This is a genomic window from Paenarthrobacter sp. TAF1, assembly GCF_052113825.1.
GTDB lineage: Bacteria > Actinomycetota > Actinomycetes > Actinomycetales > Micrococcaceae > Arthrobacter > Arthrobacter nicotinovorans.
Genome location: NZ_JBFRDO010000004.1, coordinates 432,479 through 450,740, shown reverse-complemented (window position 1 = coordinate 450,740; position 18,262 = coordinate 432,479). Strand labels below are relative to the sequence as shown.

At 64.4% G+C, this 18,262-nt stretch carries 18 protein-coding genes; 13 read left to right on the top strand and 5 right to left on the bottom strand.

The window, feature by feature from the left end:
- Nucleotides 1–380 precede the first annotated feature (380 nt).
- Nucleotides 381–2,069, bottom strand: a complete 1,689-nt coding sequence (locus tag AB4Y81_RS08285; protein WP_441995652.1) for a formate--tetrahydrofolate ligase — start codon at nt 2,067–2,069, stop codon at nt 381–383.
- 103 nt (nt 2,070–2,172) lie between these two features.
- Nucleotides 2,173–3,417 carry a D-inositol-3-phosphate glycosyltransferase gene (mshA, locus tag AB4Y81_RS08280; RefSeq protein ID WP_018776639.1) on the bottom strand — a complete coding sequence of 415 codons (1,245 nt, stop codon included), beginning with the start codon at nt 3,415–3,417 and terminating at the stop codon, nt 2,173–2,175.
- Nucleotides 3,418–3,528: 111 nt separating this feature from the next.
- Here mshA and AB4Y81_RS08275 point away from each other — a divergent pair, with 111 nt between their 5' ends.
- Entirely contained in the window at nt 3,529–4,047 is a 519-nt protein-coding gene (locus AB4Y81_RS08275) for a GNAT family N-acetyltransferase (RefSeq protein ID WP_039242338.1), read from the top strand.
- Between the two features lie 13 nt (nt 4,048–4,060).
- Here AB4Y81_RS08275 and AB4Y81_RS08270 read toward each other — a convergent pair whose 3' ends face one another.
- The gene (locus tag AB4Y81_RS08270) at nt 4,061–5,440 is read right to left on the bottom strand and encodes a family 4 glycosyl hydrolase (protein ID WP_064721606.1); all 1,380 of its coding nucleotides are present in this window, start codon (nt 5,438–5,440) and stop codon (nt 4,061–4,063) included.
- Between the two features lie 47 nt (nt 5,441–5,487).
- Here AB4Y81_RS08270 and AB4Y81_RS08265 point away from each other — a divergent pair, with 47 nt between their 5' ends.
- Genes AB4Y81_RS08265 through tsaD form a run of 6 tightly spaced genes read left to right on the top strand, consistent with a single transcriptional unit; the run spans nt 5,488 to nt 10,839 of the window.
- Complete coding sequence (locus tag AB4Y81_RS08265; protein ID WP_434327071.1) at nt 5,488–6,582, top strand: PfkB family carbohydrate kinase; 1,095 nt, start codon at nt 5,488–5,490, stop codon at nt 6,580–6,582.
- Nucleotides 6,583–6,639: 57 nt separating this feature from the next.
- The gene (alr, locus tag AB4Y81_RS08260; protein WP_275775629.1) at nt 6,640–7,893 is read left to right on the top strand and encodes an alanine racemase; all 1,254 of its coding nucleotides are present in this window, start codon (nt 6,640–6,642) and stop codon (nt 7,891–7,893) included.
- The gene (gene tsaE, locus AB4Y81_RS08255; RefSeq protein WP_441995651.1) at nt 7,890–8,516 is read left to right on the top strand and encodes a tRNA (adenosine(37)-N6)-threonylcarbamoyltransferase complex ATPase subunit type 1 TsaE; all 627 of its coding nucleotides are present in this window, start codon (nt 7,890–7,892) and stop codon (nt 8,514–8,516) included. The genes alr and tsaE overlap by 4 nt, the downstream gene beginning before the upstream one ends.
- Nucleotides 8,497–9,168: a tRNA (adenosine(37)-N6)-threonylcarbamoyltransferase complex dimerization subunit type 1 TsaB gene (gene tsaB / locus AB4Y81_RS08250; RefSeq protein ID WP_018776633.1), complete on the top strand. Its 672-nt coding sequence runs from the start codon at nt 8,497–8,499 to the stop codon at nt 9,166–9,168. Before tsaE ends, tsaB begins: the two co-directional genes overlap by 20 nt.
- Before the next feature lie 13 nt (nt 9,169–9,181).
- The gene (rimI, locus tag AB4Y81_RS08245; RefSeq protein WP_039242331.1) at nt 9,182–9,685 is read left to right on the top strand and encodes a ribosomal protein S18-alanine N-acetyltransferase; all 504 of its coding nucleotides are present in this window, start codon (nt 9,182–9,184) and stop codon (nt 9,683–9,685) included.
- Nucleotides 9,682–10,839, top strand: a complete 1,158-nt coding sequence (gene tsaD / locus AB4Y81_RS08240; RefSeq protein ID WP_441995650.1) for a tRNA (adenosine(37)-N6)-threonylcarbamoyltransferase complex transferase subunit TsaD — start codon at nt 9,682–9,684, stop codon at nt 10,837–10,839. The genes rimI and tsaD overlap by 4 nt, the downstream gene beginning before the upstream one ends.
- Nucleotides 10,840–10,850: 11 nt before the next feature.
- Here tsaD and AB4Y81_RS08235 read toward each other — a convergent pair whose 3' ends face one another.
- A complete protein-coding gene (locus AB4Y81_RS08235) occupies nt 10,851–12,002 on the bottom strand; it encodes a glutamate--cysteine ligase (RefSeq protein ID WP_026266994.1) in 1,152 nt (383 codons plus the stop codon).
- A 200-nt stretch (nt 12,003–12,202) separates the two neighbouring features.
- Between AB4Y81_RS08235 and AB4Y81_RS08230 the strand changes: the two genes are divergently transcribed.
- The 3 genes from AB4Y81_RS08230 to AB4Y81_RS08220 are packed head-to-tail and all read left to right on the top strand — an operon-like array spanning nt 12,203 to nt 14,361.
- On the top strand, nt 12,203–13,357 hold the full coding sequence (locus AB4Y81_RS08230; RefSeq protein WP_110503847.1) for a GTP-binding protein: 1,155 nt from the start codon (nt 12,203–12,205) through the stop codon (nt 13,355–13,357).
- 30 nt (nt 13,358–13,387) lie between these two features.
- Nucleotides 13,388–13,510, top strand: coding sequence for a type B 50S ribosomal protein L36 (gene ykgO, locus AB4Y81_RS08225; RefSeq protein WP_011775528.1), 123 nt, complete (start codon nt 13,388–13,390; stop codon nt 13,508–13,510).
- Between the two features lie 38 nt (nt 13,511–13,548).
- Nucleotides 13,549–14,361: a shikimate 5-dehydrogenase gene (locus AB4Y81_RS08220; protein ID WP_018776628.1), complete on the top strand. Its 813-nt coding sequence runs from the start codon at nt 13,549–13,551 to the stop codon at nt 14,359–14,361.
- 13 nt (nt 14,362–14,374) lie between these two features.
- On the opposite strand, the gene AB4Y81_RS08215 is transcribed toward AB4Y81_RS08220, so the two are convergent.
- Nucleotides 14,375–15,610: a THUMP-like domain-containing protein gene (locus AB4Y81_RS08215; protein WP_441995649.1), complete on the bottom strand. Its 1,236-nt coding sequence runs from the start codon at nt 15,608–15,610 to the stop codon at nt 14,375–14,377.
- Between the two features lie 67 nt (nt 15,611–15,677).
- On the opposite strand from AB4Y81_RS08215, the gene AB4Y81_RS08210 reads away from it, so the two are divergent.
- The 3 genes from AB4Y81_RS08210 (at nt 15,678) to groL (ending at nt 18,226) form a co-directional block, all read left to right on the top strand.
- Nucleotides 15,678–16,040 (top strand): hypothetical protein, encoded by a 363-nt coding sequence (locus AB4Y81_RS08210; protein WP_018776626.1) that lies wholly within the window; start codon nt 15,678–15,680, stop codon nt 16,038–16,040.
- Nucleotides 16,041–16,231: 191 nt separating this feature from the next.
- Nucleotides 16,232–16,528, top strand: a complete 297-nt coding sequence (groES, locus tag AB4Y81_RS08205; protein ID WP_018776625.1) for a co-chaperone GroES — start codon at nt 16,232–16,234, stop codon at nt 16,526–16,528.
- A gap of 84 nt (nt 16,529–16,612) precedes the next feature.
- Nucleotides 16,613–18,226, top strand: coding sequence for a chaperonin GroEL (groL, locus tag AB4Y81_RS08200; protein ID WP_018776624.1), 1,614 nt, complete (start codon nt 16,613–16,615; stop codon nt 18,224–18,226).
- Nucleotides 18,227–18,262 lie beyond the last annotated feature (36 nt).

Sequence of the window (18,262 nt, the reverse complement as noted above, 5' to 3'; positions counted from 1 at the left end):
CTCACATCCCTGGGGTTTCGTGGCGACGCTTACTCACATCCCTGGGGTTTGGTGGCGACGCTTACTCACATCCCTGGGGTTTGGTGGCGACGCTTACTCACATCCCTGGGGTTTGGTGGCGACGCTTACTCACATCCCTAGGGTTTGGTGGCGACGCTTACTCACCCCTTCAAACGCGTGCGGGAGGGTTTGGCTGAAGGGCGTGGGGTGTGCGGGAGGGTTTGGCTGAAGGGCGTGGGGTGTGCGGGAGGGTTTGGCTGAAGGGCGTGGGGTGTGCGGGAGGGTTTGGCTGAACGGCGTGGGGTGTGCGGGAGGGTTTGGTTGAAGGGCGTGGGGTGTGCGGGAGGGTTTGGTTGAAGGGCGTGGAGTGTGAGGAAGGGTTAGAAAAGGCCCGTGGGGTTGCCGTCGGCGTCGACGTCCATGCGCATCGCTGCCGGTTCCTTCGGGAGCCCGGGCATGGTCATGACGGCCCCGGTCAGTGCCACGATGAAACCGGCACCGGTTTTCGGGATGAGGTCGCGAACGTGCACCCGGAAACCCTTGGGTGCCCCGAGCCTGGAGGCGTCGTCAGTGAAGGAGTACTGGGTTTTCGCCATGCAGACGGGAAGGCCGGACCAGCCGTTCTTCTCAATCTCCGCAAGGCGTTTGAGGGCCGGCACGGAGAACTCCACGCCATCGGCCCCGTATATCTCCTGCACGATCGTCCGGATCTTGTCCTCCACAGGCAGCTCCAGCGGGTAGAGGTGATGGAAACCGGACGGCGCATCGAAGGCAGATGCCACCTTGGCGGCCAGTTCGTCCCCGCCATCCCCGCCTCCACCGCGGCCCCAGACGTCTGCGACGGCGGCCTCCACCCCTTCCGCTGCACACCATGCGAGGAGCCAGTCGAGTTCTTCCGCAGTGTCGGTGGCGAACTTGTTGATGGAGACAACCGGAGCGATACCAAATTTGGCCACGTTCCGGACATGCCTCTTGAGGTTCTCCACTCCGGCAGCCATGGCATCCATGTTGGGCTCGCCGAGGTGTTCCTTGGGAACCCCGCCTTGCATCTTGAGGGCCCGGATGGTGGCAACAACCACGACGGCGGATGGCGCCACTGCTGCGATCCGCGCCTTGATGTCCATGTACTTTTCGGCGCCAAGGTCCGCCCCGAAGCCGGCCTCGGTGACCACCACGTCAGCCAGCTGCATGGCCGTCCTGGTGGCGATCAGCGAATTGCATCCATGGGCGATGTTCGCAAACGGACCCCCATGTACCAGCGCCGGAGTTCCTGCGATGGTCTGGACAAGGTTTGGCTTGATGGCGTCCTTCAGGAGCATCGTAAGTGCGCCTTCAACACCGAGATCCGCCACGGTGACCGGTGCCCGCTCATAGGTGTACCCGAAAGTGATCCTGCCCAGGCGGCATCGGAGATCGTCCAGGTCCGTGGCCAAGCAGAAGACGGCCATGATCTCGGACGCCACGGTAATGTCGAATCCATCCTGCCGTGGCACGCCCTGCGCGGGGCCACCAAGGCCGATCACCACTTCCCGCAGGGCACGGTCGTTCATGTCAAGGACGCGTTTGAACGTCATGCGGCGGGGGTCGATTCCCAGCTGGTTCCCTTGGAAGATGTGGTTGTCCACCAAGGCCATGAGGGCATTGTTTGCTGAGGTGATCGCGTGGAAATCCCCGGTGAAGTGCAAGTTGATGTCGTCCATCGGCAGGACCTGGGAGTAGCCACCTCCCGTAGCCCCGCCCTTCATCCCCAGGATCGGCCCCAAGGAAGGTTCCCTAAGCGCGATCATGACTTTGTGTCCGGCGCGGGCCAGGGAATCGGCGAGTCCTACGGTGGTGGTTGATTTGCCTTCTCCGGCGGGAGTGGGGGACATGGCTGAAACAAGAACCACTTTTCCCGGCACCTTGTCGGCAGGGAACGCCAGCTTTCCAGGGTTGATCTTGGCTTTGTAACGCCCGTACAGCTCAAGGGCATCCACGTTGATGCCCGCTCTTTGGGCGATCTCCTCAATGGGGAGCATGGCGGCATTGCGGGCAATCTCAAGATCACTCATGGCCTTGTTTTCAGACATCGTTGTCCTTCGGCTGGATGTTCCCGTGTCACGGCTGACGCTTATGGCGCGCTAACGCTGTGCGCGACAATCTACCAGCCGCGAGGCCCGACGCTGAGGGACCTCAGGTCCTCGGAAGCAACAGGCCCCCGACGGCTTCACGGTAGCTGTCCAAGGTGATCGCAGCTGTGCGCTGCCAGCCGAACGATTCGGCATGGGTGGCCGCGAGCCGGCCCATGTCCTCGCGGGTCTGGACGTCGTCGTAGAGGTCCTCGAGGGCATCGGCCCAGTCCGTGGGGTCGTGTCCGTCCACCAGGATTCCGGTGCGGCCGTCCGAGATTGCCCGGGACAGACCACCGACGTTGGTGGCGACTACGGGTGTACCGCACGCCTGTGCTTCCAAAGCCACCAGGCCAAAGGACTCGCTGAACGATGGCATCACGACGACGTCGGCCGAGCGGAACCACCCGGCGAGTTCGGGCGCCACCACCGGCGGACGGTGGGTGACGACGTCGTCGAGTCCTGCTTCGTGGATGATCTGTTGGAGGTTGAAGTCCTTGGCGCCGCTCAACGAGCCCAGGATGGTCATTTCCAGGTCGATGTCCGGCCTGCGCTTGCGGAGGATTCCGGCGGCCTTGACGAAAATCTGGGGACCTTTGAGCCGCTGGATCCGGCCGGCAAACAGAATGTGGAAGCTCTCCGGCCGCACCTCCAGCCGGGCGCGTGACTTCTTTCGGAACGACGGCGTAAAGACGTTGAGGTCTACGCCGGGCGGAGCGATGTCGATCCGGTCGCGGTCCGCCCCGTAGTGCGACACGAGTTCATCGGCTTCAGCTGGGGTATTGGCTATCAGGCGGGCCGCGCCATCGACGATCCGCTGCTCGCCGTTCTCGCGGCGCCGCGGCTCCGGGTGTTCGCCGGGTTGCAGCACGAGGTTCTTTACCTTCGCCATGGTGTGCATGGTGTGCACCAGAGGAACTCCCCACAATGAGGCCAACTCAAGCCCCGCAACGCCTGAGACCCAATAGTGCGAGTGGATGGCGTCGTAGCGGCCATGCAGTTGCCGGTTCCGGATATTGTCGATCTCCACCACCATGTGGTGCAGGAGTTCGGGCAGTTCTTCCTTGGGTATCTTGCGGCGTGGTCCGGCCTTGACGTTGTGGACGCACACGCCGGGACCGGGATGCTCGACGGCGGGCTGGCTGGCTTTGGTGGCGCGCGTGAAGATCTCCACTTCAACACCCGACTCGGCAAGTGCCATGGCCAAGGCCCGGACGTAGACGTTCATCCCACCGGCGTCACCGGCCCCGGGCTGCTCCATGGGGGAGGTGTGCAGTGACAAGAACGCCACTCGACGGACCATCGGCATCGCACTCCCTCCTGACTTTCACCGCACGTGGCTTTTGCCCTGCAGAAAACACTACTCCTGCCAAACCGTGCCTCAATAAAGCGGCCCCGCTATGTGGACAAGGCTGCTAGCGTGTGGGCTGTGAGCCAAGAACAAAGCTTTGACATCCGCATCGCAACACCGGGCGACTGGGCCGGCATCTGGTCCATCCTGGAACCCGTGATCCGGGAGGGCGAGACCTTCACCTGGGACCGCGGCACACCGGAGGACGAGGCGAAGGCGAAGTGGACCAAGGAAGAGCCCGGCCAGACGTTTGTGGCCGTCGACAGGGAATCCGGCAAGATTCTCGGGACCGGCGAATTCCACCCCAACCAGGGCGGTGGTGGCAGCCATGTCGCCAACGCCGGTTACATGGTGGCGGCCAACCACTCGGGCCAGGGCATTGCGCGGGCGCTCTGCGCGTACTCGCTCCAGGAAGCCAAAGCTGCGGGGTTCTACGCCATGCAGTACAACGCGGTGGTGGAGAGCAACGTCAGGGCCGTGTGGCTGTGGCAGTCCATGGGATTCCGGATCCTTGCCACGGTGCCGGAGGCCTTCAACCATCCGGAGATCGGCTACGTGGGCCTGCACGTGATGTACCGCAAACTCTAGCCTTGTCCCGCCCTTACCCCCAGAGCCCGGCCATCCCGGGGAATGCCTCCTCATAGCCTGCCAGCAGCTGCGTGCCCAGCAGCTCCGATCCCACCAACGGGTGCGACGCAAACGCCTGGACGGCTGCTTCCCGGTCGTGGTCACGGACGGCGCGGATCGTCAGCCGCTCCACCTCCTTGACGCGCTGCATCAAGGTGAGGAACGGGCCCGGCGGCCTTTCCTGCGCGACTGCCACGGCGCCGTCGGGCGTCACCTGGGAGGGGACTTCGACGACGGCGTCCGGCGGCAGCCCGGGAACGGCCACCTCCGCCGGGTGAAGACTGCCGGTGGGCAGCACGGGAGCGTTCGGCACGTTGAGGATGAGCTGGGCGGTCCCGCCGCCCGAGAGGGCCCGCATCACGGACAGAGCCACCCTCTCGTAGCCGCCTCCAGCGAGATCGGACTCGTCGCGCTGTTCCCCGTGGGTGCGGGCTTCGGCGAGGTACCCCTCTTCGCGGGATCGCCGGGCTGCATCCCATAGCGCATAGGCGTCCTCCGCCCGCAGCAGATCGGGGTAGAGCGAATGCTGCTGTTGGTGGATGGACGCCCCACGCGTTTGCCGTTGTCCACGGATAGCCTGGGTGGCCTGCGACGTCTGGTAGTAGTAATAGAGGTACTCGTTGGGCAGACAGCCGAGCTTTTCCAAGGTGTGCTGCCCGAACAGGCGCCCCTCTTCCATCGACTCAAGGGCGGCAGGATCCGCCAGCAGCCCGGGCAGGAGGTCCGCGCCACCTGGTGCAAGCCGGTAGAGCCAGCCGAGGTGGTTCAGCCCGTAGTAGCCCACGCCGTCGAGGTTTCCTTCCTCCAGCGGGACACCGGCTGCCCGGGCCGCCCGCTGGGCCAGGCCCCCAGCGGAATCACAGATCCCAATCACCCGGTTCCCAAGCAGCGGCACCAATGCCTCGGTGACCATTCCGGCGGGGTTGGTGAAGTTGATAAGCCATGCACCGGGGCAGTGACGCCGCATGGCCTGGGCGAGTTCGAGCATCCGGGGGATGGATCGCAGGGCGTAGGAAATCCCGCCTGCTCCGGTGGTCTCCTGGCCCAGCAGCCCCAGATCAAGTGCAACACGCTCATCGGCGATCCGGCCGGCCGTTCCGCCAGGCCGGATGGCCGCGAAAACCACGTCGGTTCCCGTGAGCGCCTGGCCAAGGTCGCTGCAGGCGACGACGGCGGGACCGGAACCGGGGCCTGTGGGCATATCGCGGAGTACGGCCTGGATTGCTTGGAGCCGTTGCCCATCGACGTCGAAAAGCACCAATTCGCTGACCAGGCCGGCGAAGGGGCCAGTACACAACGCCCGGTACACAAGGGGAACCCGGAATCCGCCACCGCCGGCGATCATAAGCCGCATGATCCGAGTCTATGCAGCTCCGCAAGCTGCAGCGTAGTCTGCCGTTCATGGACGCTATGCCGCAGCGACGATTCGACCCCCTTGCCTCCGTAAGGTCAGACGCTGACGCCGGGTGCGACCTTCTCCTGACCGGCACGGTTTTCCAGGACATCATTTTCACCGGCCTTCCCCAGGCGCCGGAACCGGGCACGGAAGTGTGGAGCGAGGGCATGGGAAGCTGCCCGGGAGGGGTGGCCAACCAGGCCATTGCGGCAGCGCGGCTCGGGTTGCGGACCAACCTTGCAGCGACCTTCGGAGACGACGGTTACGGCGACTACAACTGGCAGATCCTGGAGAAGCAGGAGCACGTGGACCTGTCGTTGTCGCAGCGGGTTCCCGGGTGGCACTCACCAGTGACTGTTTCCATGTGCGTGAACCAGGACCGCTCCATGGTCACCCACGGCCATCCCGCCCCGATCTCTGCTTCCCAGCTGATTGGCCAGCCTCCGCGGGCGCTCGCAGCCGTTGCGGACCTGGAGGAGGAGATGGAGCCGTGGATGCTGGCCGCAATGAAATCCGGTACCAAGCTTTTTGGGGTGGTGGGGTGGGACCCTACCGGGAAATGGTCGGAGCGCCGGCTGGACCAGCTGGGAAACTTTTATGCTTTCCTGCCCAACGCTCCCGAGGCCATGGCGTTCACCGGCAAATCCGACCCCTGGGCGGCGCTGTACTCGCTGGCTGACCGCGTGCCGGTAGCCGTCGTGACCTTGGGTCCCCAGGGGGCAGTGGCGGTGGACTCGGAGAGCGGCGAGGAAGAGTGGGTGCCTTCCTTGCCGGTCCCGGCTTCTGATCCAACGGGAGCAGGGGACTGCTTCGGTGCGGCCTTCATCGTGGGGTGCCTCGCAGGATGGCGGCTGGGTGACCGCCTGCGCTTTGCCAACCTGTGCGCTTCGCTTGCCGTCCAGGAGGTTGGCGGGTCCCTGGCCGCACCCGGCTGGGGAGACATCGCGGACTGGTGGCAGCGGGCGAACGCGCGGAAGGAGCGGCAAAGCAGCCAGTGGCTGAGGCGCTTCGCGTTCCTGGAACCGATCGTGAAGGACATCCCCGCTGAAGCCCAACGACGCGCCCGGGCCACCATCGCGCACTTGTCGGATGCCCAGTAGGGGTGAACGACCGTGCGCAGTTAACCCGAATTCGCCGGCACCACTAGAATCTCTAGGGTGACTTATGAAGCAGCAGCAGATATCGGGATCGGCGAAAAGGCCTCAATAGCCAAGTCGGCGGTCCTGGAACGGTCCGCGGTGATCGATCTCGAAGCTGTACGCCACAACGTGCGGCAATTCGTCGCCATCGCCTCTCCTGCCGCGGTCATGGCCGTAGTGAAGGCCGACGCGTATGGTCACGGAGCCGTCCAGGTTGCGCGGGCAGCCCTCGACGCCGGTGCGGCGTGGCTCGGGGTGGCGCACATTTCCGAGGCCCTTGCCTTGCGGGCCGCCGGTATCGACGCTCCGTTGCTTGCCTGGCTGCACACCCGCGAGAGCAACTTCCAGGCAGCCGTCGCCGCGGGCATCGACGTCGGTATCTCCGGCTGGGAGCTGGATGCCGTAGTTGCGGCAGCCCGCGAACAGGAACGGCCTGCACGGGTACACCTCAAGGTGGACACCGGCCTGGGTCGCAACGGCTGCACCATTGCCGACTGGGATCAACTGCTGGGCCAGGCCATGGACTACCAGGACCAGGGCCTGCTGCGCGTGGTGGGGATCTTCTCTCATCTCGCCGTGGCCGATGAACCGCACCGCCCCGAAACCGATGAGCAGCTCGCTGTCTTCCGTGAGGCCATCGCCATGGCTGAAGACGCCGGTGTGGACACGGAGGTCCGGCATATCGCCAACACTCCCGCTGCGTTGTCGCGCCCGGATTCGCACTTCGACCTGGTGCGCGTGGGCCTCGGCGTCTACGGATTGTCGCCCTTCGAAGGCGCGACGTCGGCCGAACTTGGCTTGCACCCCGCCATGACCGTCCGCACGCTCCTGTCCAATTGCAAGCAGGTCCCGGAAGGGCAGGGCGTCTCTTACGGCCTGAACTACCGCACCATCGAAGAAAGCACCTTGGGCCTGGTCCCGTTGGGCTACGCAGACGGGGTTCCGCGGATCGCCACGGGCGGACCGGTCCGCGTCAATGGCGTCAACTACCCGGTAGTGGGCAGGATCGCCATGGACCAGATGGTCATCGACCTGGGCCCTCTGACTCCTGAGGCAGCCGCGGAGCTTCGGGGCGCCGAAGCCGTCATGTTCGGCAATGGCTCCGATCACGGCCCCACGGCCGACGATTGGGCCGCAGCTGCCGGAACCAACAACTACGAAATCGTCACGCGTATCAGCCAGCGGGTGCCTCGCAGCTACGTCAATGAAGTACCCTCCCAGCCGGCATCGCAGACCGACGTTGCCACCGACGCCAAAGCAGCAGCGCTGTGAGCGAACCCCTGTGGGAACGCACGTTGAAGGTCACGACGGCGGAGCAGACACACGCGCTCGCAGCAGCGCTCGGTGAGGTACTTGAGGCCGGCGATCTCCTTGTCCTGACCGGGGAACTGGGAGCTGGAAAGACCACGTTCACCCAGGGGCTGGGGGAGGGCCTGGGTGTAAGGGCCGGCATCATCTCGCCGACCTTTGTGCTGGTCAGGATCCATCCGAACCTCCCTGCCGGTCCCAGGCCGGGTGGGCCTGACTTGGTCCATGTTGACGCGTACAGGCTGGACTCGGCCGCAGAGATCGACGACATCGACCTCGAAAACACCATGGACACCGCCGTCACGGTGGTGGAGTGGGGGCGGGACCGGGTGGAGCATCTCTCGGACAGCCGCCTGGAAGTGGAGCTGCACAGGGCCGTGGGCGGCGGCGCCTCGGCAGGAGCGGTGACGGATGACGTCCTGGACTTTGACAGCGATGACGACGACGAGCCCCGCACCATTGTGTTCCGGGGATTCGGTCCACGGTGGGCGGATGAGCCACGGCTCCTGGCCACCGCAGGGCAAGCGGACACGCAGGAAAAGACACCGCACACGAGGGAGACCACTGATGTTGATCCTGGCCATTGATACTTCCGCCGTTGCCAGCGCAGCCCTGATCTCCGACGACGCCATGGAAGGCGTGGTGGATTCCTTCGCTACGGAAGATACCCGTAGCCACGCCGAAGTGCTTGCCCCTGGTATTGAGAAGCTGTTGACCGGAGCAGGCGTTACCGGCGCGGACATCGATGCGATCGTCACCGGTGTTGGCCCGGGCCCGTTTACCGGGCTCCGCTCCGGTATCGCGACCGCCCGCACCTTGGCCTTCGTGTGGAACAAACCGTTGTACGGACTGATGAGCCTGGACGCCATTGCCCTTGAGGTGGCTGAATCCACAGCAGCAGTTCCCGGGTTCCTGGTGGCAACGGACGCCCGGCGCAAAGAGGTCTACTGGGCCCGGTACTCCCTAAAAGAGGGCCAGCTGCCGGATCTCGTGGATGGACCGCACGTGGGCTTCGCCTCCGAACTGCCCGACTTGCCGGTGTTCGGTGCCGGCGCCGGTCTGTACGCGGATGTGCTCAGGGCCGATGAAGACTTTGCGTCCACGCAGCCCGACGCCGCTTCCCTTGGCCAGTTCGCCCTTGCCCGGCTCGCATCAGGCCGGCCCCTTCTGGATTCGACCCCTCTATACCTGCGGGAATCCGACGCCCAAGTACCGGGACCCCGGAAGCGCGCACTGTGATGGGACGGGAACTGTGAAATTGTCACCCAAACTGGAGCTCGCCGGGGTTTCCCTGCGCGACATGACCGAAGCCGACATCCCGGCCGTAGAGGCTTTGGAGCGCCGTTTGTTCCCCGTGGACGCATGGCCGCTGCAGATGTTCTTCGACGAACTGGCCCAGCCCGAAACCCGCCGTTACGTGGTGGCCGAGGCCGCAGGGGAGATCGTCGCTTATGCGGGATTGATGTGCATCGAGCCCATCGCGGACGTCCAGACGATCGCCGTCGTGCCTGAATTCGAAGGCCGGGGCATCGGCTCCGCGGTCCTTGCGGAGCTCATCGATGAGGCGCGGCGACGCCGCGCGGCAGACGTGTTGCTGGAAGTGCGGGCGGACAATCCCCGCGCGCAGCAACTCTATGTGCGTTTCGGGTTTGAGCAGATCCACGTCCGTCCCCGCTATTACCGCGACGGAACAGACGCCTTGATCATGAGGCTGACCTTGAACGAACAACACCCTTCCGAAGGAGCCCCAGCGTGAGCGGCCTTAATCGACAGCAGCCGCTGGTGCTCGGCATTGAGTCGTCCTGCGACGAGACCGGTGTGGGCATCGTCCGCGGGACAACGTTGCTGACCAACACTGTGTCTTCCTCCATGGACGAGCACGTGCGTTTTGGAGGCGTCATCCCGGAAATCGCTTCGCGGGCGCACCTGGACGCCTTCGTGCCCACGTTGCAGGAGTCGCTGCTTGAAGCCGGGGTCACCCTGGACGATATCGACGCCATTGCCGTGACGTCCGGCCCGGGCCTCGCCGGGGCGCTTATGGTGGGCGTTTGTGCTGCGAAGGCCCTGGCGGTTGCCACGGGGAAGCCGCTCTACGCGATCAACCATTTGGTGGCGCACGTTGGCGTTGGCCTGCTGGATCAAAGGCGAGCCCCGGAAGGAAAGCCCGACGCCGGTGCTGCCGCCGGCCTGGGTGCGGGGCAGTTGCCGGAGAACCTCGGGGCGCTCCTGGTGTCCGGGGGCCACACTGAAATCCTGCGCATCCGGAGTATCACGGACGATGTCGAGCTGCTGGGTTCAACCATCGATGACGCCGCCGGGGAGGCCTACGACAAAGTGGCGCGCATCCTTGGTCTGGGCTATCCGGGCGGACCCGCAATCGACAAACTGGCACGCCAGGGCAACCCCAAATCCATCCGCTTCCCGCGTGGCCTGACGCAACCCAAGTACATGGGGACCGCCGAGGAGAAGGGGCCGCACCGTTATGACTGGTCTTTCAGCGGTCTGAAAACTGCCGTGGCCCGCTGTGTGGAACAGTTCGAGGCCCGCGGCGAGGAAGTGCCGATGGCTGATATCGCTGCCGCGTTCCAGGAAGCCGTAGTGGATGTCATCACCTCAAAGGCCGTTCTGGCCTGCAAAGAGAACGGCATCACGGACCTCCTGCTGGGCGGCGGCGTCGCTGCCAATTCCCGGCTCCGGGAACTGACCGGACAGCGCTGTACCTCGGCCGGGATCAGGCTTCACGTTCCGCCGTTGGATCTGTGCACGGACAACGGGGCCATGGTGGCGGCGCTGGGCGCCCAGCTGATCATGGCCGGCATCGACCCCAGCGGAGTGGAGTTCGCACCGGATTCCTCCATGCCTGTCACCACAGTGTCAGTACCTGCCCAGACCGCCGGCCCGGGCAGGTAAACCGGGAACCGCTAGGCGTCGGGACCTTTTCGCATCTGCTGGACGAGGTCCATGACCACTGCCTGCAGGTCGCCGTTGTGTTCGGCGGCGACGCGGCGCTGCCGCTGGTAGCTGGCACCGCGTTCGACGATCTTCAGGACATCGGCCAGTTCTTCGGAGCAGCCAAGCTTGGCTGCCACAGGCTCAAGCCGCGCGACGGTTTCGGCCAGGTGCTCGGTAACGAGCTGCTCGTTGCCAGCGGCATCGAGGATGATGATGGCTTCCATGCCGTAGCGGGCAGCGCGCCACTTGTTTTCCTGCACGTGCCACGGAGGCATGGTGGGGATGCTGCCCCCGGCATCAAGAATGGAGGAGAATTCGTCCACCAGGCACTGGGTCAGGGCCGCGATGGCACCGACTTCCTCAAGGGTTGCCAGGCCGTCACAGATGCGCATTTCGATGGTGCCAAGGTTGGCAACCGGGCGGATGTCCCAGCGGATTTCGGAGGTTGAGTCGATCACTCCGGTGGTGAACATGTCCTGGACGTAGGACTCGTACGCCTCCCAGGTTTCGAACTGGAACGGCAGGCCGGCTGTCGGAAGCTGCTGGAACATGAGCGCGCGTTGTGATGCGTACCCTGTTTCCTCACCGGCCCAGTAGGGGCTGGAAGCTGACAATGCCTGGAAGTGCGGAAAGTAGTTGACCAGGCCATCCAGGACGGGGAGGACTTTTTCTTTCCTGTCGATGCCCACGTGGACGTGAACGCCGTAGATGACCATTTGGCGTCCCCACCATTGGGTCCGCTCGATCAGTTTGGCGTACCGCTCTTTGTCGGTGACCGGCTGCAGCAGGGGAGGGCTGAAGGGGTGGCTGCCGGCGCAAAACACTTCGACACCCATGGGATCGGTGACTTCGCGCACTGCGGCGAGGGACCGGCTGAGGTCCTCTTTGGCTTCGTTGACGGTCTCGCAGATGCCAGTGACGAGTTCCACCGTGTTGAGGAGCAGTTCGCGCTTGATATGGGGGTGTTCGTCGTCCTCATTGAGGTCCGGGTGGTTTGCCGCAACGCCTTTCAGGACGTCGTTCGCGACGGATACCAGTTCCCCTGTGCGTGCATTGACGAGCGCCAACTCCCATTCCACACCCAGTGTCGATTGCCTGGATGGCGCAAAATCAATCTGCACGTAGTCCCCTCGGTTTGTACTGTCCGGCTATGTGTACTGTCCGGCAATGTGTTGTTTCGGCCGGACACGGTTCCCCGCTGCGGGGCCGCCAGCGGTCGGATCAAGTCTAATGCAGCCGGAACTCGCATGATTGCGGCGGGTGCGCGGGAGAAATTACCCGCCATTTGCTAATGCGAACCATTCGCATTAGAGTGTGTGCCATGCACCTCACGATCGTCAGTTCCCTGGACAGCCAATGCCGTGAGGCAGCCACCGAAAGGCTGGGGCGGACCCATGCCAATTCCGTGGTGGTCCTCCACGATCTCCTGGATGGCTCACTGGTCCTGCGGCGCGTTTACCGCAACGGTCGGTTGTTCGAACGCGGGACGACGGTCCTGGAGCACGGTTGCCTGAGCTGCACCGTCCGGCTTGACGTGGTCCCGACGGCGGAACGGCTCGCCGCATGCGGCTTCGACCACGTCGTCCTGGGCCTGCCGCCAGGCGTCGCAGCCGGAATGGCCGTGGCGGAGCTCCGGAGTGGGCTCAGCCGCCCGGCGGTCATCGACAACGCCGTGCTCGCCTTGGACCCCGCAGAGTTGGACGACCACATCTGGGACCGCCACACCCTGTTTGAGTCCGGCTTCACGTCCATGCCCCAGGACGAGCGGACCAGTGGCGAATTCCTGGTCGGCGAATTCGGGCACGTGGACACTGTGATGGCCTATCCGGGATTGGGTGCCGTGCTGACGGGGGATCCCCGCGAGGGTTCGCCGCAGTGGGTGTCGGGGGTGGAGTTGCTTGGCGAATTGGCACCCCATGCAACCGTTGCCGCAGCGGCCGATGATTTCCGGCCGGGCTGCTTCGACCCCGCCGAAGCAGCTGCCCGCAACCGTCCCGGCGTCGTGCGTGTGCCCCTGGCTGAAACGGAAGGTTCCTTCCGGACCGTGCTCCATCGGGCTGCCCGGCCACTTCATCCGGGCCGTTTCAGGGAGGCGCTTCCGCGCTTGGCTGTCGGCATGCACTGGATGCGGGGCCGCCTGTGGATCGCCTCCGCTCCCACCAAGCGGATAGCTGTCCAAGGCATAGGTCCACGGATCTGGCTCGAAAGCACGGGCAACTGGATGGCCGATTCCACGGAAGCAGCCCCCATGGGAGAAGGCCTGCGCGGAGAAGTGGGTGCCGACGTCGACGCTTTCCTCGACTGGCACCCCAGCCACGGGGACCGCGGAACCGTCCTGGCCATCACTGGGCGGTCCGACGATGTTGACGCCGCGGAAATCCGTGAACTCCTGGAAGGCTGCCAGCTGACGGAGGCCGAAATGGCCATGGATGCCGACGCGTGGGATGACCCCCTGGAACTCAGCGACGCCCTCTAAGCCAAACACCAACAAAAAAGGAGAAACACCATGAAGGTCCGAAACTCGCTGCGTGCACTCAAGAAGATCCCCGGGGCGCAAATCGTCCGCAGGCGTGGCCGCACGTTCGTCATCAACAAGAACAACCCGCGCATGAAGGCCCGCCAGGGCTGACCGCACGGAAGCCTGGAGGGGCGTTGTTTAATGGGTGGATGCCCATCCTGAACAAAGACATGTCATTGTGCATTTCGCTCGCGGCCCGGCCCAGCAACATCGGGACGAGGTTCCATAACTATCTGTACGATCTGCTCGGCCTGAACTTTGTCTACAAGGCATTCGCCCCCGCGGACATCACCCTTGCGGTGGCGGGCATCCGCGGCCTCCCGATCCGGGGTGCCGCGGTGTCCATGCCCTACAAAGAGGCAGTCATTCCGCTGGTTGACGTCATGGATCCGTCGGCCAAAGCCATCGATTCGGTGAACACCATCGTGAACAACGACGGCGTCCTCACCGCCTACAACACCGATTACATCGCGATCGCCAGGCTTCTGAAGGACCATGAAGTCCCCAGCGGCCATACTGTCCTGCTCCGCGGCGCCGGGGGAATGGCCAAAGCTGTTGCGGCCGCCCTGAGGGACGCCGGGTTCACTGCCGTCACCATCGTGGCCCGCAACGAAACCACCGGCCGAGCGCTCGCCGACCTCTACGGCTTCGATTGGCAGGACGACGTCAACGGAGCCACCGCGGACCTCATCATCAACGTCACCCCGCTGGGCATGGCCGGCGCGGACGAAACCGCCCAGTCCTTTGACGACGCCACCATCGCAGCCGCGCAGGTGGTGTTCGATGTGGTGGCCCTTCCCTCCGAAACGCCGCTCATCACCGCCGCGCGCGCTGCGGGCAAGCCGGTCATCACAGGAGCCGAGGTCATCGCCATTCAGGCCGAGGAACAGTTCGTCCTGTACACCGGCGTTCGCCCGACGCCCGGCCAAGTACGGGAGGCCTCGGAATTCTCGCGTCGCTGACGCCGCAGGCCTGCTAAGCCTGGGCGGTCACCGGTTCCACCACGACAGCCACTCTTTCCTCGCCGATCCTGGTGAGGACAAGGGTGGCTGTTTTCGCATCTTTGCCCTTGGCGGGTTTGGCGGGGAGCAGCTGCTTCCGCAGTTCCTCGGGTGTCACTGCCGTGCCGCGCTTCTTGATATCCAGCACGGTGATGCCGTTCGACTTCACCCAGGCCTTGAGGGCCTTGACGTTGTACGGCATGACGTCCAGCACCTTGTAGGCCCGGGCAAACGGAGTGTCGTGGAGTTCCGGGGCGCAGATATACGCGATGTGCTCGTCCACCAGGTGCCCGCCCAGCCGCTCGGCGACGTCGGCCACCAGGCCTGCGCGGATCACCGCACCGTCGGGTTCGTAGAGAAAGCCTTCAACAGGCCCGACGGCGGCTGCCGGGCCACCGCCGAAGTCCTCGCCGCTGGTGATTTCGGCGGCGCCTTGGCTGCCAAGGAGCAATGCGGCGCGGCGGACGCCCGGGCGGGCTACTGCGTTGAACCAGAGAGTGGCCTCGGTGACATCGCCGCCCACGGAAACCCATTGGGCCTCGCAGCCCGAAGGCACCGTGTCGTGGGGGATGCCCGGGCCCATCTTTACCCCTACTGCACGCCCGGTGGCCGCCACGCTCTCCACGAAGGACAACGGGGGCGAGAACGCCTCCGGGTCCCAGATTCTTTTGGTTCCCGACGTGGACGTGGTGCGTCGGGCAGGGTCCATCCACACGCCGTCGATGCCCTCGAGGTCCATTGATTCCGCGTCCGAGTGCACCACCGTTGCATGCGGGAAAGGCATGAGGTTGATCATGGCGCAGGCAGCGGTGGTTTCGTCCATCTCCACAGCGGTGACAGCAATGTCCATGGAAGCCATCGCCATGGAATCGGCGCCGAGGCCGCAGCCGAGATCGGCCACATGGGTGATGCCGGCCTGGGCAAAACGTTCGGCGTGGCGGGCGGCGACGTTCAGCCGGGTTGCCTGCTCCAGGCCCGCCTGGGTGAACAGCATCTGCCGGGCGAATTCGCCGAACTTCGCCTCAGCCCGGGTCCGTAAGCGTGATTGGGTCAGGACGGCGGCCACGAGTTCCGGGGAGTGGCCGGCCTTGCGGAGGCTGGCATTGACGCTGAAGGCATCAGCCTCACGGTAGGGTCCCAGCGAGGCAAGAAGCTCCCAACCTTCAGTGGTCAATAAAGGTGCGATCTGTTCCTGCGGTGCATGAGGCATGGGAACAAGCCTAGCGTCGCGCGTCATGGCTGCGTGACTGGGGAATCAGCCGGATAGGGTTGTTTTCATGGAAGACAACGCAGCACCACAGCCCTCCCGCCTCACCACGTATGCCCGTCCCGCCCTGATCGCGGGCGCTGTCATCGCGGTGGTCTGCATAGGCTTGCTGATCGTTATTTTCGCGCTGGATTCCTTCAACGCAGCGGCCTACTCCGTCAGCGGCAAGAGCGTGAACGATGCGACGGATGAGGCACGCGACATCCGCGACCTCTACGCCGGTGCGCGCCTCGGCGGGATCATCGCGCTGGTGGTTTCCGGCGTCGTGGCGGTGGCTTCGGCGGTGGTGCTTTACCTGAACCGCGGCAGCGCTTCCTTGGATGAGGACGACGACGGCGAAGACTACGACCTTGATGACCTCCGGGACCAGTGACAACGTTCACCGATGACGAAATGCTGGCACTCACCTTGACCGAGTGCTAACGCCTTACATAGAGTCTAGTTAGCACTCTCCCCTTGAGGGTGCTAATCACGCCAGGCGTCCACCGGCACCGCGACGACGGTTGTACGCCACGGCACCCTAGTTCTTAGTCCATGAATCAGCTCATGAAAAGGAGAGTCCGAGTGTCGGTCTCGATTAAGCCTCTTGAGGATCGTATTGTTGTTCGCCCGCTCGAAGCAGAGCAGACCACGGCTTCCGGCCTGGTTATTCCGGACTCCGCGCAGGAGAAGCCGCAGGAAGGCGAAGTTGTTGCAATCGGCCCCGGCCGCTTCGATGACAACGGCAACCGCGTACCGGTTGACGTAGCTGTTGGCGACGTCGTCATCTACTCCAAGTACGGTGGAACCGAAGTCAAGACCGGCGGCAGCGAGTACCTCGTTCTGTCCGCCCGCGACGTCCTTGCGATCGTCGTAAAGTAACTTCCTGGAGCCCCGCACCGCCGTCGCGTTGGAATCATTCCGAGCGTCAGCGGTGCGGGTTTTCTGTCTCGAAAGGACACAACCATGGCAAAGCAGCTTGCTTTTAACGATGCTGCCCGCCGGTCTCTTGAGGCCGGTATCGACAAGCTCGCCAACACTGTCAAGGTGACGCTGGGCCCGCGCGGCCGCAACGTCGTCTTGGACAAGAAGTGGGGCGCCCCCACGATCACCAACGATGGTGTCACCATCGCCCGTGAAGTTGAGCTTGACGACCCCTACGAGAACCTTGGCGCCCAGCTTGCCAAGGAAGTAGCCACCAAGACCAATGACGTTGCCGGTGACGGCACCACTACGGCAACCGTGCTGGCCCAGGCCCTGGTCAAGGAAGGCCTGCGCAACGTTGCTGCCGGCGCAGCTCCCGGCGAGATCAAGCGCGGCATCGAAGTTGCAGTGGAAGCCGTCGCTGCACGCCTCCTGGAGAATGCCCGCGAAGTCGAAGGCACCCAGGTAGCCAACGTCGCAGCCATCTCCGCGCAGAGCGATGAAGTCGGCGAGCTCCTCGCCGAGGCCTTCGGCAAGGTAGGCAAGGATGGTGTCATCACCATCGAAGAGTCCTCCACCACGCAGACCGAGCTGGTCCTGACCGAGGGCATGCAGTTCGACAAGGGCTACCTCTCCCCGTACTTCGTCACCGACGCAGAACGCCAGGAAGCTGTCCTCGAAGACGCCCTCATCCTGATCAACCAGGGCAAGATCTCCTCGCTGCAGGACTTCCTGCCGCTGCTCGAGAAGGCCCTGCAGGCCAACAAGCCCCTCTTCATCATCGCTGAGGACATCGAAGGCGAAGCCCTTTCCACCCTGATCGTCAACCGTATCCGCGGCACGCTCAACGTCGTTGCCGTCAAGGCTCCGGGCTTCGGCGATCGCCGCAAGGCCATGCTCCAGGACATCGCTACGTTGACCGGTGCGCAGGTAGTTTCCCCGGACCTGGGCCTGACGCTGGACTCCGTTGGCCTCGAGGTACTCGGTACCGCCCGCCGCATCACGGTCACCAAGGACAACACCACCATCGTTGACGGTGCCGGTTCGGCCCAGGACGTTGCCGACCGCGTTGCACAGCTCCGCGCTGAGCTGACCCGGACGGATTCCGACTGGGACAAGGAAAAGCTGCAGGAACGCCTGGCCAAGCTCGCTGGCGGCATCGGCGTCATCAAGGTTGGCGCAGCCACTGAGGTTGAGCTGAAGGAAAAGAAGCACCGCATTGAGGACGCCGTTTCCTCGACGCGTGCAGCCCTCGAAGAAGGCATCGTTTCCGGTGGCGGTTCCGCCCTGATCCACGCCCTGAAGGCCCTGGACGAGTCCCAGGCGGTCAAGGACCTCGAAGGTGACGCTGCGGCCGCTGTAGGCATCGTTCGTCGCGCACTGGTCCAGCCGCTGCGCTGGATCGCGCAGAACGCCGGCTTCGACGGTTTCGTGGTCACCGCCAAGGTTTCCGAACTCGAAGCCAACCACGGCTTCAACGCCAAGTCCGGCGAGTACGAGGACCTGATCGCCGCCGGCGTGATCGACCCCGTCAAGGTCACCCGCTCTGCACTCCGCAACGCCGCTTCCATCGCTGCCTTGGTTCTCACCACCGAGACCCTGGTTGCCGAGAAGCCCGCTGAGGAAGAAGACGCGCACGCAGGCCACCAGCACTAAGCGCCTGTCCCGCGGAAACCCCGGTCGCACCTAGTT